12 protein-coding genes are annotated in these 15,042 nt (G+C 72.1%); 10 read left to right on the forward strand and 2 right to left on the reverse strand.

Going from position 1 to position 15,042, the window contains the following annotated elements; all coding sequences use genetic code 11:
• Positions 1 to 6 precede the first annotated feature (6 nt).
• On the reverse strand, positions 7 to 2,310 hold the full coding sequence (locus ABT057_RS33560) for a beta-xylosidase/alpha-l-arabinosidase (protein ID WP_352347408.1): 2,304 nt from the start codon (positions 2,308 to 2,310) through the stop codon (positions 7 to 9).
• A 113-nt stretch (positions 2,311 to 2,423) separates the two neighbouring features.
• Here ABT057_RS33560 and ABT057_RS33565 point away from each other — a divergent pair, with 113 nt between their 5' ends.
• The 6 genes from ABT057_RS33565 (at position 2,424) to ABT057_RS33590 (ending at position 9,396) form a co-directional block, all read left to right on the forward strand.
• Entirely contained in the window at positions 2,424 to 3,491 is a 1,068-nt protein-coding gene (locus tag ABT057_RS33565; protein ID WP_352347409.1) for a LacI family DNA-binding transcriptional regulator, read from the forward strand.
• 81 nt (positions 3,492 to 3,572) lie between these two features.
• Positions 3,573 to 4,931, forward strand: a complete 1,359-nt coding sequence (locus ABT057_RS33570) for a glycoside hydrolase family 10 protein (protein ID WP_352347410.1) — start codon at positions 3,573 to 3,575, stop codon at positions 4,929 to 4,931.
• A gap of 83 nt (positions 4,932 to 5,014) precedes the next feature.
• A complete protein-coding gene (locus ABT057_RS33575; RefSeq protein WP_352347411.1) occupies positions 5,015 to 6,070 on the forward strand; it encodes an LCP family protein in 1,056 nt (351 codons plus the stop codon).
• Between the two features lie 82 nt (positions 6,071 to 6,152).
• Complete coding sequence (locus ABT057_RS33580) at positions 6,153 to 7,553, forward strand: FG-GAP-like repeat-containing protein (protein ID WP_352347412.1); 1,401 nt, start codon at positions 6,153 to 6,155, stop codon at positions 7,551 to 7,553.
• 168 nt (positions 7,554 to 7,721) lie between these two features.
• Entirely contained in the window at positions 7,722 to 8,078 is a 357-nt protein-coding gene (locus ABT057_RS33585; protein ID WP_352347413.1) for a YciI family protein, read from the forward strand.
• Between the two features lie 52 nt (positions 8,079 to 8,130).
• Complete coding sequence (locus ABT057_RS33590; protein WP_352347414.1) at positions 8,131 to 9,396, forward strand: RNA polymerase sigma factor; 1,266 nt, start codon at positions 8,131 to 8,133, stop codon at positions 9,394 to 9,396.
• Positions 9,397 to 9,439: 43 nt separating this feature from the next.
• On the opposite strand, the gene ABT057_RS33595 is transcribed toward ABT057_RS33590, so the two are convergent.
• Positions 9,440 to 10,624 (reverse strand): class I SAM-dependent methyltransferase, encoded by a 1,185-nt coding sequence (locus ABT057_RS33595; protein ID WP_352347415.1) that lies wholly within the window; start codon positions 10,622 to 10,624, stop codon positions 9,440 to 9,442.
• A 189-nt stretch (positions 10,625 to 10,813) separates the two neighbouring features.
• Here ABT057_RS33595 and ABT057_RS33600 point away from each other — a divergent pair, with 189 nt between their 5' ends.
• The 4 genes from ABT057_RS33600 (at position 10,814) to groL (ending at position 14,878) form a co-directional block, all read left to right on the forward strand.
• Complete coding sequence (locus ABT057_RS33600) at positions 10,814 to 11,809, forward strand: polysaccharide deacetylase family protein (protein WP_352347416.1); 996 nt, start codon at positions 10,814 to 10,816, stop codon at positions 11,807 to 11,809.
• The gene (locus ABT057_RS33605) at positions 11,806 to 12,570 is read left to right on the forward strand and encodes a polysaccharide deacetylase family protein (RefSeq protein ID WP_352347417.1); all 765 of its coding nucleotides are present in this window, start codon (positions 11,806 to 11,808) and stop codon (positions 12,568 to 12,570) included. The genes ABT057_RS33600 and ABT057_RS33605 overlap by 4 nt, the downstream gene beginning before the upstream one ends.
• A 262-nt stretch (positions 12,571 to 12,832) precedes the next feature.
• Positions 12,833 to 13,141 carry a co-chaperone GroES gene (gene groES, locus ABT057_RS33610; protein ID WP_020132158.1) on the forward strand — a complete coding sequence of 103 codons (309 nt, stop codon included), beginning with the start codon at positions 12,833 to 12,835 and terminating at the stop codon, positions 13,139 to 13,141.
• A gap of 111 nt (positions 13,142 to 13,252) precedes the next feature.
• Entirely contained in the window at positions 13,253 to 14,878 is a 1,626-nt protein-coding gene (groL, locus tag ABT057_RS33615; protein ID WP_352347418.1) for a chaperonin GroEL, read from the forward strand.
• The last annotated feature ends 164 nt before the right edge of the window (positions 14,879 to 15,042 follow it).

A 15,042-nucleotide genomic window follows, 5' to 3' on the forward strand; every position in this document is an offset into this window, starting at 1 on the left:
CGCACCTCAGTTGTGCAAAACCTCCACGTCGCAGTGCAGCCGCCGTCCCGCCCCGGCCTCCCGTACCGCTCCCGTCAGCCGCAGCCGTGCCACCTCCCGGATCGCCGCGCTCGACGTCCCCAACCGCAGTTCCAGGTCGCCCGGTTCGACCACCCGCCGCCCCGAGCGGTCGGTGAAGGCGGACAGGTCGGCGTGGAAGCCGAAGGTCACGCGGGCCGACTCGCCGGGCGCCAGTTCCAGCCGCCGGTAGCCGATCAGCCGTACGTCGGGGCGGGTCACGCTCGCCACCGGGTCGTGCAGGTACAACTGGACGACCTCCGCCCCCGCCCGGTCCCCGGTGTTGCGTACGGTGACGGACAGGTCGTACGAGCCGTCCGTGCCGGTCTCCGCGGCCGGGCCGGTGAAGTCCTCCCAGGCGAAGGACGTGTACGAGCGGCCGTGTCCGAACGGGTACAGCGGTGTCGGGTCCACGTTGCTGACCTCGCCCGCCAGGCCCAGCGGCGGCTGGAGGTAGGTCCAGGGCTGGCCGCCCGGTACGCGCGGCACGCTCACCGGGAGGCGGCCGGAGGGGTTGACGCGGCCCGAGAGGACTCCGGCGACGGCCGGGCCGCCCTCCTCGCCGGGGAAGAACGCCTGGACCACGGCTCCCAGCCGCCCGTGCCAGCGGCCGAGCGCGTACGGGCGGCCGGTGAGCAGGACCAGGACGACCGGGACGCCGGTGGCCACCAGCGCGTCCAGCAACTCGCCCTGGACGCCGGGGAGGTTCAGGTCCGTCACATCGCAGCCCTCGCCCGAGGTGCCCCGGCCGAACAGGCCGGCCCGGTCGCCGAGCACGGCCACGCACACGTCCGCCTCCGAGGCGCGGGCGATGGCCTCGGTGAAGCCGGACGGGTCGGGGTCGGAGACCGGGCACCCTTCCGTGAACGTGACCTTGGCGTCCGGGAGTTCGGCCCGCAGGGAGTCCAGGAGGGCGGGGATCGCGACGCCCGTCTCCACCCCGGGGTGGTGGGGCAGGACATGGGACGGGAAGGAGTAGCAGCCGAGCATGGCGAGGGAGTCCGCCGCCCGCGGGCCGACCACCGCGATCCGGGTGTCGGGGGAGAGGGGGAGCAGGCCGTCCGGGTTGTCGAGGAGGACCACCGACTCCTCCGCCAGCCGGCGGGCCAGGGCGCGGTTCTCCGGCCGGTCGAGGTCGACCGTCTCCGGGACCGGCGATTGCCAGTCCTCGTCCAGGAGGCCCAGCTCGCACTTCTGGAGCAGGACCCGGCGGGCCGACCGGTCGACCAGGTCCGCCGGGATCTCGCCCGCGCGGACGGCGGCGGTCAGCGTCTCGCCGTAGTACTTCACGGTCGGCAGCTCGACATCGATGCCGGCCGCCAGCGCCAGCCCGGCCGTCTCGGCCGGGGTGCCCGCCACCCGGTGCAGGGTCTGGAGGAAGCCGATGCCGAAGTAGTCGGCGACGACCGTGCCCGTGAAGCCCCACTCCTCGCGCAGGAGCGCGGTGAGCAGTTCCGGATCGGCGGAGGAGGGGACCCCGTCCCGTTCGGTGTACGCCGCCATCACCGAGCGCGCGCCGCCCTCGCGCAGCGCCATCTCGAAGGGCGGCAGGGTGACGTCCGCGAACTCGCGGGTGCCCGCCCGGACCGGTGCCTGGTTGCGGGCGCCCGCCGAGGAGGCGTATCCGGCGAAGTGCTTGAGCGTGGCGACGACGCCCGCGGACTCGAGTCCGCGGACATAGGCCGTGCCGACCGTGCCGACCAGGTACGGGTCCTCGCCGATCGTCTCCTCCACCCGGCCCCAGCGCGGATCGCGTACGACGTCCAGGACCGGGGCGAGACCCTGGTGGACGCCGACCGCGCGCAGGTCGCGGCCGATCGCCCGGGCCATCTCCTCCACCAGTTCCGGGTGGAAGGCGGCGCCCCAGGCCAGCGGGACCGGGTAGGCGGTGGCCCGCCAGGCGGTGAAGCCGGCCAGGCACTCCTCGTGGGCGACGGCCGGGATGCCGAAGCGGCCGGCGGCGGCGATGCGGTGCTGGGCCAGGGCCAGGGCGCGGGCGCCCGTCGCGGGGTCCACCGGGGCGGTGCCGAAGGAACGGGTCAGCTGGCCGAGCCCGCGGGTGATCAGTTCGTTCCAGTCGTAGTCGGCGGTCATGTCGTGCTGGTGCGGGGCGACTCCGTCGCCGTCCGTCGTGGCGCCGACCCACACGCCGTACAGCTGGGCGGTCTTCTCCTCCAGGGTCATTCGGGAGAGGAGGTCGTCGACACGGGCGGCGGCGGGCAGAGCGGGGTCACGCCAGGGGGCGGTGGTCATGAAACTCCTGTCCCGAAGAACTCGAATGTTTCGTAACACACTTCGAATGTTCCGGGAACCTATGGTGCCGCACAAGGTTCGTCAAGAGGGGGTGCGGGGATACGATCGCCGCCATGACTTCCTCGGAGCCCGCGGGAACGCGGACAGGAGCGCGGCTGACGCAGACCGCCACGCTCGCGGAGATCGCCCGCGAGGCGGGCGTCTCGGCACCGACTGTTTCGAAGGTCCTCAACGGCCGCGCGGACGTCGCCCCCGCGACCCGCACCCGGGTGGAGGAACTGCTGCGCGCCCACGGCTACCGGCGCCGGCGCGCCGAGGCGACCCGTTCGCCACTGATCGACCTGGTGTTCCACGAACTGGAGAGCGCCTGGGCGATGGAGGTCATCCGGGGAGTGGAGAACGTGGCGCGGGACGCCGGGCTGAGCGTGGTGCTGAGCGAGAGCGCCGGGCGGCTCACTCCCGGGCGGACCTGGGCCGACCAGGTCGCGGCCCGCCGTCCGCACGGGGTCGTGCTCGTCCTCTCCGGGCTCGACGAGTCCCAGCGGGCGCTGCTGACCAGCCGTTCCATCCCGTTCGTGGTGATGGACCCGGCCGGCGACCCGGGCGCCGACGTGCCGTCGATCGGGGCGACCAACTGGCAGGGCGGGCTCGCCGCCACCCGGCATCTGGTCGAGCTCGGGCACCGGCGGATCGGGGCGATCAGCGGGCCCCCGCAGATGATGTGCAGCCGGGCCCGGATCGACGGCTACCGGGCCGCGCTGGAGACCGCCGGGCTGCCGGTCGAGCAGGGACTGGTCAAGACGGGGGACTTCCACCACGAGACCGGCTACCGGCTCGGCCGTGAGCTGCTGGACCGCCCCGACCGGCCCACCGCCGTGTTCGCAGGCAACGACCTGCAGGCCCTCGGCTGCTACGAGGCCGCCCGTGAGCTGGGGCTCAGGATCCCGGAGGACGTGAGCGTGGTCGGCTTCGACGATCTTCCGGTGGCCCGCTGGGTGGGGCCGCCGCTGACGACCGTACGGCAGCCGCTGACGGAGATGGCGGAGGCGGCGGCCCGGCTGGTGCTGGAGCTCGGGCGGTCCGCGTCGTCCGAGGAGGCGCCGGCGGCGACGCGGGTGGAGCTGGCGACGAGCCTGGTGGTGCGGACGAGCACGGCGCCGCCGCCGGTGGCTGGAAGCTGACGTATTGACGGGTGCGGGGGGCGCCTCCACACTCCTCCGAAGCCAATCGGTTGCACGACCGAAACTTTCGGAGGCACCCGCATGAGATCCACCCGCACGAGATCTCTGAGAACAGGCCTGTCCCTGGCGGCGCTCGTGTCCGGCCTCGCGCTGCTGTTCACGGCACCGGCGGCGCACGCCGCCGACACCCCGCTGCGCGACCTCGGCGCGGCCAAGGGCAAGGTCGTCGGCACGGCGGTCACCGGCTCCAAGCTCACCGGGACCTACGGCGACATCGCGGGGGCGCAGTTCGGCTCCCTCACCCCCGGCAACGCCATGAAGTGGGGCTCGGTGGAGCCGACGCAGGGCGGCTTCAACTGGACGGAGGCCGACCAGATCGTGGCCTTCGCCCAGGCGCACGGCCAGCAGGTGCGCGGCCACACCCTGGTCTGGCACAGCCAGAACCCGAGCTGGCTGACCAACGGCAGCTGGACGTCGGCGCAGCTGACCACCCTGCTGCAGAACCACATCACCACCGAGGTCGGCCGCTACCAGGGGAAGATCGCCGCCTGGGACGTCGTCAACGAGCCCTTCAACGAGGACGGCACCTACCGCTCGACCCTCTGGTACAACGGCCTCGGCGCCGACTACATCGCCAATGCCCTGACCTGGGCGCGGGCCGCCGACCCGGCCGCCAGGCTGTACATCAACGACTACAACGTCGAGGGCGTCAACGCGAAGTCCACCGCCCTCTACAACCTGGTCAGGTCGCTGAAGGAGCGCGGGGTTCCGATCGACGGGGTCGGACTCCAGGCCCACCTCGTCCTCGGTCAGGTGCCGTCCACCCTCCAGCAGAACATCCAGCGCTTCGCCGACCTCGGTGTCGACGTGGCGATCACCGAGCTGGACATCCGGATGGCGCTGCCCGCCGACAGCGCCGAACTCGCCCAGCAGAAGGCCGACTACAAGGCGGTCACCGCGGCCTGCGTGGCGGTCGCGCGCTGTGTGAACCTCACCGTGTGGGGCTTCACCGACTCCGACTCGTGGGTCGACAGCACCTTCCCCGGGTACGGGGCGGCGACGCCGTACGACGCGAACTACGCGCCGAAACCGGCGTACTACGGCATCGCGGAGGCACTCGGAGGCACGACCACGCCCCCGCCGGCCGGTGCGTGCACGGCGGCGTACAGCGTGGGCAGCCAGTGGAACACCGGGTTCACCGGGAACGTGACGATCTCCTGCTCGGGTGCGGCCCTGTCGTCCTGGCGGGCGACCTGGACGTTCGGGGCGGGCCAGCAGATCACCCAGGCCTGGAACGCCGGCTGTACCCAGTCGGGCGCGGTGGTGTCCTGCGTCAACGCGACCTACAACGGCTCGGTGCCGGACGGCGGCTCGGTGAGCTTCGGGTTCAACGCGAGCTGGAGCGGCAGCAATCCGGTGCCGACCGTGACGGTGAGCTGAGAATCCTGAGATTTTCACAAGAAATCCCGGTCGGGCTCGCCGTCCTAACAGTCCGCTAATAATCCCCACCTACGTTGCTCCCCGTGACGCGACGCGAGGAGCACGGCGAAGACGGCAGAAGAGCGGGCCGGCGGTCGAGAGTGGTGAAGGCCGCCGGCCTCGCACTGGCCACCACCCTGGTGCTCGGCATCGGGGCGGGCGGCTGGGTCTACTGGCACCTCAACGACAACATCAAGAGCGTCGACATCGACAGCGCGCTCGGCGACAACCGCCCGGCGAAGGCGGTCACCACGCCGACCCCGTCGGGTTCGGCCTCCGCCACGCCGCTGCCCACCGAGGCCGTGAACATCCTGGTCCTCGGCTCCGACTCGCGCAGCGGCAAGGAGAACCAGGAACTCGGCGGCGGCGACAGCGGCGGCGCCCGCTCCGACACCGCCATGGTGGTGCACATCGACGCGGGACGGACCAGCGCGACCGTCGTCAGCATCCCCCGCGACACCCTCGTCACCCGCCCGTCCTGCCCGCTGACCTCCGGCGGCACCTCGGCGGTGGCCTACGGCGCGATGTTCAACAGCGCGTACTCGGTGGGCGGACCCGTCTGCGCGGTCAAGACCGTCGAGTCGATCACCGACGTCCGGATGGACCACTACATCGAGGTCGACTTCTCCGGCTTCGCGAAGCTGGTGAACGCGCTCGGCGGGGTCACCGTCACCACCGACGAGGACATCGACGACGACGACAGCCATCTCCACCTCGAGGCCGGGACCCACCACCTCGACGGCAAGAAGGCCCTCGCGCTCGCCCGCACCCGGCACGGCATAGGCGACGGCAGCGACCTCGGCCGCATCAAGCTCCAGCAGAAGCTGGTCAAGGCCCTGCTGGAACAGATCGCCGCCACCGACCTCCTCACCAGCCCCGCCAAGCTCTACAAGGTCGCCGACGCGATCACCGGCAGCCTCACCACCGACACCGGGCTGAACTCGCTGAGCGAACTGATGGAGCTCGGCCGGAGCCTCGAGGGCCTCGGCGCCGACAAGGTCAGGACGGTCACCATGCCGGTCGTGACGGCCCCGTCCGACCCCAACCGGGTGGTGGCCGACGAGCCGGAGGCGAGCGAGCTGTGGGAGTCGCTGCGCTGACGCCGGGCCGGTCGCCACAACTTTCGGGAGCCCCGAGGTGTCTGTTGCGGTGACGGTGTCGCCGTAACAAGGGGGTTTCCTGGTGTCCACTCTGCGTTCGTACAAGACATGGACCGTGCCTTTCGTGGCCGGAGTGCTGGCGCTGGGCGCGGTCCCGTCCGTCCTGACGGGCCACGCCGAGGCGGCGACCCCGCACTCCGTCCGTGACGACTTCGACGGCGACGGCTACCAGGACCTCGCGATCGGCGCCCCGAACGGCACGGTGAGCGGGCAGAAGGAGGCGGGCTACGTCGTCGTCATGTACGGCGGCCCGCACGGCCTGACCAAGACCCGGCGCACGGTCGTCAGCCGCGCCACGACCGGCATCCCGGGCAGCCCCGCCGCGGGCGAGCGATTCGGCATCCAGCTGTCCAAGGGCGACCTGGACGGCGACGGGCGCACGGACCTCGTCGTCGGGCAGACCCGCACGACACGGGACGCGGTCGTCGTCTGGGGCGGCAGGGGCGGTCTGTCCGGCGGTGTTTCCGTCCCCGCCTCGGTCACCCAGACCGGCGACTTCGACGGCGACGGCAAGCAGGACCTGGCCCTCTTCCGCGGCGGCCGCTCCCAGGTCGACGACCCCTTCGGCACCACGGCCACCGTCTGGACCGGCCCGCTCTCCCGCGCCGGCAAGCCGGCCGCCACCCGGGACTTCGGCCCGGACGACTTCCGGTACGACGACGTGCTCGACAGCGCCGCCGGGGACGTCAACGGCGACGGACGCGACGACCTCGCACTGACCGTCTACACCGGCGACGGCGGCTTCGGCTCCACCTTCTACCTCGGCTCCTCCTCGTCCGCCGGCGCCACGTTCACCTCCGCCCAGGCCCCCGCCGGCGCCGGCGGGGTGGCCTTCGGCGACGTCGACGGCGACGGCTACGACGACGTCGTGCGCGGCGACGAGGACAACTCGACGGTCGTCGTGGCCCGCGGCTCGGCCGCCGGCCTCAGGCCCGCGTCCACCTGGAAGACGTACAGCCAGAACACGCCCGGAGTCCCCGGCGGGCGGGAGACCGTGGACCTGTTCGGCGGCGCCGTGTCGGTCGGCGACGTCAACGGCGACGGCTACGACGACGTGGCCGTCGGCGCGCCCGGCGAGGAACTCGGCTACGACGACGGCGCGGGTGTCGTCGACATCCTCTACGGCAGCCGCGGCGGCCTGACCGGCAACGGCGCCCAGGCCTTCACCCAGGACACCAAGGGCGTCCCCGGCGCCGTGGAGACGGGCGACGACTTCGGCGGCGCGGTCCGCCTCCTCGACATCAACGGCAACGGCTACGCCGACCTCGCGGCCGCCGCGCCCCACGAGAACTCGGGTGACGGCGCGGTCTGGTCGCTGCGGGGCCGTCCGACGGGCATCGTGACGGACGCGGCGTTCACGTTCGGCGGACGGACGGTGGGCGCGCCCTACGCGAAGGCGGCGTTCGGCCGCGCGCTGGGGTGACGGGCTGGGGCGCCAGGAGGTGGTGACAGGCGGTGATGACCGGCGGTGATGACGCGTCGCGGAGAAAATATCCGAAGAAATCCGCGGCGTGTGTCGATCCCGGGGTCCCCCGATCGACACACGGGTGAGAGGCCGGAAAGACCCGGCCTCCCGACCGAAGGAGTCACCATGCCCCGTTACCTGTCGCTCGTGAAGATCGACGAGGCCTCCGCCCCCGCCGAGGGCCCCAGCCCCGAGCTGATGCAGCGGATGGGCGAACTGATCGAGGAGATCACCAAGGCGGGCGTCATGCTCGACACCGCCGGCCTGACGCCGTCCGCGCAGGGTGCCCGCGTGCACTGGGAGGGCGGGAAGCTCTCCGTCACCGACGGGCCCTTCACCGAGTCCAAGGAGGTCGTCGGCGGCTACGCCCTCATGCAGTGCAAGGACATGGCCGAGGCGCTCGAGTGGACGAAGCGGTTCCTGAAGGTGCACGAGGAGTTCTGGACCGTCACCTGTGAGGTGCGGGAGATCGCCGAGGGCTGAGAGCCCGGGTCGCGTTGGCCCCGGGACGTCCGAGGGTGTTGCATGGTGGGTTGTGCAGTCACCGCCACAGCCCACCGCCGCACACGCGATCGAGACCGTCTTCCGCATGGAGTTCCCGCGGGTCGTCGCCGTCGTCACCCGGGTCGTCCGGGACGTCGGCATCGCCGAGGAACTGGCGCAGGACGCGCTGGTCGCCGCGCTGGAGCAGTGGCCGCACAGCGGTGTGCCGGACCACCCGGGCGCCTGGCTCACCACCATCGCCCGCCGCCGCGCCGTCGACCTGGTGCGGCGCCGGGAGACCTACGCCCGCAAGCTCCAGGAGATCGGCCGGGACCTCGAGGACGTCCCTCCGCCGCAGGAGCCCGCGGCCCCCGACGACATCGACGACGACCTGCTCCGGCTCGTCTTCACCACCTGCCATCCCGTGCTGTCCCCGGAGGCCCGCACCGCCCTCACCCTGCGCCTGCTCGGCGGCCTGACGACGCCCGAGATCGCCCGTGCCTTCCTGGTCCCCGAACCCACGGTCGCGCAGCGCATCGTCCGGGCGAAACGCACCCTCGCCACGAAGAACGTCGCCTTCGAGGTGCCGTACGGCCCCGACCGCGAGGCCCGGCTCGGCTCGGTCCTCGACGTCATCTACCTGATCTTCAACGAGGGGTACGCGGCCACCGCGGGCGACGACCTCCTGCGCCCGGCGCTGTGCGAGGACGCGCTGCGGCTGGCCCGGCAGCTGGCCGCCCTGATGCCGAAGGAGCCCGAGGTGCACGGCCTGGTCTCCCTGCTGGAGTTCCAGGCCTCCCGCACGGCCGCCCGCACCGCCCCCGACGGCACCCCGGTCCTCCTGGAGGACCAGAACCGGCGCCGCTGGAACCGCATGCTGATCGCCCGCGGCATCACCGCCCTGGACCGGGCCGGCGCCGCGGCCACCGGCGCCCCCGGCCCGTACGCCCTCCAGGCCGCCATCGCCGCCTGCCACGCGCACGCCCACACCTACGGGGACACCGACTGGACGGCCATCGCGCGCCTGTACGGCCTGCTCGCCGCCCGCGCCCCGTCCCCGGTCGTCGAACTCAACCGCGCGGTCGCCGTCTCGATGGCTGAAGGCCCGGGCCCGGCACTGCGGATCGTCGACGCCCTCGCCGCCGAACCGGCCCTCCGCGACTACCACCTGCTGCCCAGCGTCCGCGGCGACCTGCTGCTGCGCCTCGGCCGTACGGCCCAGGCGCGGGCCGAGTTCGAACGCGCGGCTGAGCTGACGGGCAACACGAGGGAGCGGGAACTGCTGCGGGCGCGGGCGGCCCGGTGCGGGGACTCGTAGCAGTCGTACGTCGACACGGACGGCGCGAACGCGAAGTACGCGATCACCGGCCTGCGGTGGGCTCCGCCGGGGCTCCGATCAGCATGGCCGGGGCCCCGGCCACCCGGGTGAGGAACACGGTCGCCGCGTGCGGCCCGTGCGGCTTGGGCAGCACCTTCCGGCGCAGCTCCTCCGGCTCCACCGCCGACCCGCGCTTCTTCACGGTCAGGATCCCGACCTCGCGCTCCCGCAACAGAGCCTTCAACTTCTTGACGTTGAAGGGGAGCTGGTCGGTGATCCGGTAGGCGGAGGCGTACGCGGTGGGGCGCAGCTCGTCGGCGGTGACGTACGCGATGGTCTCGTCGATCAGCCCGCCGTCCAGCTCCCGCGCGACCTCGGCGACCAGATGGGACCGGATGACGGCGCCGTCGGGCTCGTAGAGGTAACGCCCGAGGGGCCGCACCGCGGGATCGGGCAGCCCGGTGCCGAGCAGGGTCCGCGGCCCGGGCAGCAGTGTCGCCCGCACCGCCCCCGGCGCGGTCCCGAACCACAGCACCGCCTCCTTCACATCCCCGCCGTCCGAGATCCACTCGGCCTCCGCCCCGGCGGGCACCGCCTCGTGCGGAATGCCCGGCGCGACCTTCAGGGCGGCGTGCGGGGCAGCGAGGGCGGCCCCGGTCGCCCAGGAGAGCGGCGGCGAGTACGCCTCCGGATCGAAGATGCGTCCCCGCCCGCCCCGGCGCGCCGGATCCACGAACACGGCGTCGTGGCCGCCGGTGTCCACCTCGGTGACGTCCGCCTCCCGTACGTCGATGAGGTCGGCCAGCCCCAGCGCCTCGGCGTTGGCCCGGGCCGCCGCGGCCGTCAGCGGATCGCGGTCGACGGCGAGGACGCGGATCCCGGCCCGGGCGAGCGCGATGGCGTCACCGCCGATCCCGCAGCACAGGTCGGCCACGGAGGTCACGCCGAGCTCCCTCATCCGCTCCGCCCGGTACGCGGCCACGCTCGCCCGCGTCGACTGCTCCACACCGTTCGGGGTGAAGAACATCCGCCCGGCGTCCTCGGCCCCGAACTTCGCCACCGCCCGCTGCCGCAGCCGGGCCTGGCCGAGCGCCGCCGACACCAGTTCGGCGGGGTGATCGCGGCGCAGCCGGGTGGCGACGGCGAGCTCATCGGCGGGGGCGGTCCCCCGCACGGCATCGAGCAGGGCCCGGCCTTCGGGACTGAGGAGGGGAGCGAGGTCGTTCACCGGCCCATTGTCGGTCAGCCGGTGCGCTCTTGGCCCAGCCGGTGTGCTCGTGGGCCGGCCGGTGTGCTCGTGGAGCAGCCGGTGTGCTCGTGACCAGTCGGTGTGCTTGTGGGCCAGTCGGTGGACGCCGCCGGGCCGGTGGCGGTGTCGGGGCGGGTCGGGGAGCCCGGGCTGCGAGGATCCGGCGCCATGGGAGCTGTCGTACAAAATGACAAGAATGCTGCTTCTGGAGGGTCTGCGGCTTCGGGGGTTTCCGGCGTTCCTGGTGCTTCCGGGGCTGTCTGGCGGCGGCGGGCCGGAGTCCGCGGGGGCCTCGCTCTGCTGGCCCTGACCGCCATCGTGGCCGGCTGCGCGGAGGGCGGCGGGCGCGCCGGAGCCGACCCCGCCCCCGGTCAGGAGGCGGCCCGGGCGGCGCTCCCGGCCCGCGCCCTCCACTCCTACGCCGACCGCCTCCGCGCCGAACATGCCGCCCGGGTCGCCGCCGCCGGACGCTGGGGCCTGAAGAAGGTCCCGCTCACCGCGCCGGCGCCGCCCGCAGTGAAGCCGAAGATCACCACCCGCGAGGGCTTCGAGGTCGAGGACCACGAGGAACGCCGCCTCCCCCCGGTCTTCACCGGCATCCCCACCAAGCGCAAGGTCGTCTTCCTCACCATCGACGACGGCGCCGAGAAGGATCCGGCGTTCCTGCGCATGACGAGCGAGCTGAGGGTCCCGTACACCGCCTTCCTCAGCGACTACCTGATCAAGGACGACTACGCGTACTTCAGGAAGATGCGGGACCTGGGCGTGACCCTGAACAACCACACCCTCCACCACCCCTACCTGCCGGACCTGTCCTACAAGCAGCAGAAGCACGAGATCTGCGGCATGCAGAACGTCCTCCGCGAGCGGTACGGCGAACGCCCCGCCCTCTTCCGGCCGCCCTACGGCAACTACAACCGCGACACGCTGGTCGCCGCGAAGTCCTGCGGCGTGAAGTACGCCCCACTCTGGGACGAGGAGGTCTTCGTCGACCACTGGGAGTACCGCGAGGGGGACGGCGACCTGCACCCCGGCGACATCGTCCTGAGCCACTTCCGCGGCCGGGGCGACTGGAAGGGCACGATGCCCGACATGGTCCGCCGGTTCCTCGACAAGGTGACGGCGAAGGGATACGCGGTGGCACGCCTGGAGGACTACCTGTGAGGGCGCGGAGGCGGGCGGCCGCCGCACTGTCGGCCGCCCTGTTGCTCCTGGCCGGCTGCGCCCAGTCCGTCGACCCCATCGAGCGGCTGGGCAAGAAGGCGGCACAGCGGGTGCATCCGGGCCCGGCCCCGGCGGCCGGCCGCGACGGCTCGCAGGGCGGTGGTGACGCCTCCGCCGCTCTCCCGCCGGTCGTCGACCGCCTCCCGACCCGCGACAACGCCGTCTTCCTCACCTACGACGACGGCGCCGAACGCGACCCCCGCTTCGTCGACCTGGTCCGCGAACTCCGGCTGCCCGTCAGCATGTTCCTCACCGACAGCGTGGTGGGCCCCGGCTACGCCCACTTCGCCCGTCTCCGGTCGGTCGGCGCGAGCCTGCAGAACCACACCCTCGACCACGCGGCCCTGCGCGGCCTGCCCTACGCCGGTCAGCGCGCCGAGATCTGCGGCCAGCAGGAGAAACTGCGCTCCCGCTTCGGCCTGCGCCCCCGCCTGTTCCGCCCGCCCTACGGCACGTACGACACCACCACCCTGCGCGCGGCGGCCGACTGCGGCATCACGGCCCTCGTCCTCTGGCGTGCCTCCATGGGCCCCGCCGGACTGACCTACACCCACGGTCCCCGTGCCCTGCGCCCCGGGGACGTCATCGCCGTGGACCCGGACGAGTCGATGGGCCCGGGCCTGACGGAACGGACCACCCGCCTGCTGCGGCTGATCCGGGACCAGGGCCTGACGGTGGGGCGGCTGGAGGACCACCTGTAGGCAGGCCGTGCCATACATGTCCTTCGGGCCTTGCGACATGCGCGGACGAGGCCCGTTCAGGGCCGAAACCCCACCGACGCGCCGCAGGGATTAGCAGTCCGCTTGACCGAGTGCTAATCGCGGTCATAGTCTCGGTTCTGGCACTCCCCCCTGGAGAGTGCCAATACGCGACGGGCAGGTCCGGCACCCGCGACGACGGATCCACCTGGTCGCCACCTCAGACAGTTAGCCCCGTGAGATCTCCGAAGGGGGAGGTCGGATCGTGACGACCACCAGCTCCAAGGTTGCCATCAAGCCGCTCGAGGACCGCATCGTGGTCCAGCCGCTCGACGCCGAGCAGACCACGGCCTCTGGCCTGGTCATCCCGGACACCGCGAAGGAGAAGCCCCAGGAGGGTGCCGTCCTCGCCGTGGGCCCGGGCCGCTTCGAGAACGGCGAGCGCCTGCCGCTCGACGTCAAGGTCGGCGACGTCGTCCTGTACAGCAAGTACGGCGGCACCGAGGTGAAGTACAACGGCGAGGAGTACCTCGTCCTCTCGGCTCGCGACGTCCTCGCGATCATCGAGAAGTAATTCACCCAGATTTGCAGTGAACTGCGCTCCTGGCCCCGCGACTTTGTGAAGCCGGGTGCTGGGGGCGCAGTTCGTTTCTCCCACGTTTTCCGAGAGGGCTGAACCGCTCCCATGGCGAAGATCCTGAAGTTCGACGAGGACGCCCGTCGCGCCCTCGAGCGCGGCGTCAACAAGCTGGCCGACACGGTCAAGGTGACGATCGGCCCCAAGGGCCGCAACGTCGTCATCGACAAGAAGTTCGGCGCCCCGACCATCACCAACGACGGCGTCACCATCGCCCGCGAGGTCGAGCTCGACGACCCGTACGAGAACCTCGGCGCCCAGCTCGTGAAGGAGGTGGCGACCAAGACCAACGACATCGCGGGTGACGGCACCACCACCGCCACCGTCCTGGCCCAGGCGCTCGTCCGCGAGGGTCTGCGCAACGTCGCCGCCGGCGCCTCCCCGGCCGCCCTGAAGAAGGGCATCGACGCCGCGGTGAAGGCCGTCTCCGACGACCTGCTGGCCACCGCCCGCCCGATCGACGACAAGGCCGACATCGCGGCCGTCGCCGCGCTGTCCGCCCAGGACCAGCAGGTCGGCGAGCTCATCGCCGAGGCGATGGACAAGGTCGGCAAGGACGGTGTCATCACCGTCGAGGAGTCCAACACCTTCGGTCTGGAGCTGGACTTCACCGAGGGCATGGCCTTCGACAAGGGCTACCTGTCGCCGTACTTCGTGACGGACCAGGAGCGCATGGAGGCCGTCCTCGAGGACCCCTACATCCTCATCAACCAGAGCAAGATCGGCTCCATCGCCGACCTGCTGCCGCTGCTCGAGAAGGTCATCCAGACCAACTCCTCCCGGCCGCTGCTGATCATCGCCGAGGACGTCGAGGGCGAGGCCCTGTCGACCCTCGTCGTCAACAAGATCCGCGGCACCTTCAACGCGGTCGCGGTCAAGGCCCCCGGCTTCGGTGACCGTCGCAAGGCGATGCTGCAGGACCTGGCGGTCCTCACCGGTGCCACCGTCATCTCCGAGGAGGTCGGCCTCAAGCTCGACCAGGTCGGCGTCGACGTGCTCGGCTCCGCCCGCCGTGTCACCGTCACCAAGGACGACACCACGGTCGTCGACGGTGCCGGCGACTCCTCCGAGGTCCAGGGCCGGGTCGGCCAGATCAAGGCCGAGATCGAGAACACCGACTCCGACTGGGACCGCGAGAAGCTCCAGGAGCGCCTCGCGAAGCTGGCCGGCGGCGTGTGCGTGATCAAGGTCGGCGCCGCCACCGAGGTGGAGCTGAAGGAGAAGAAGCACCGTCTGGAGGACGCCATCTCCGCGACCCGCGCCGCGGTCGAGGAGGGCATCGTCTCCGGTGGTGGCTCCGCGCTCGTCCACGCCGCCAAGGTGCTGGAGGACGGCCTGGGCAAGACCGGCGACGAGGCCACCGGTGTCGCGGTCGTCCGCCGCGCCGTCGTCGAGCCGCTGCGCTGGATCGCCGAGAACGCCGGCCTGGAGGGCTACGTCATCACCTCCAAGGTCGCCGAGCTCGAAAAGGGCCAGGGCTTCAACGCCGCCACCGGCGAGTACGGCGACCTGGTCAAGGCCGGCGTCATCGACCCGGTCAAGGTCACCCGCTCCGCCCTGGAGAACGCCGCGTCCATCGCCTCCCTCCTCCTGACGACCGAGACCCTGGTCGTCGAGAAGAAGGAAGAGGAAGAGCCGGCCGCCGCGGGCCACGGCCACAGCCACGCCCACTGACGTACCGCGGCAGACCGTCGTCACCGAGGCCCGGCACCCTGTGTACACAGGGTGCCGGGCCTCGGTGCGTCCTGCGCCAGGGGGAACCCGCGGTGGTATTGGGGGGATTGGGCCGGCATTCCGATGGGGTGTGGGGTCCCGGCAGCCCAAGGCGTAAAGCAGGG

The organism is Streptomyces sp. NPDC002588 (genome assembly GCF_040295925.1).
Lineage (GTDB): Bacteria > Actinomycetota > Actinomycetes > Streptomycetales > Streptomycetaceae > Streptomyces.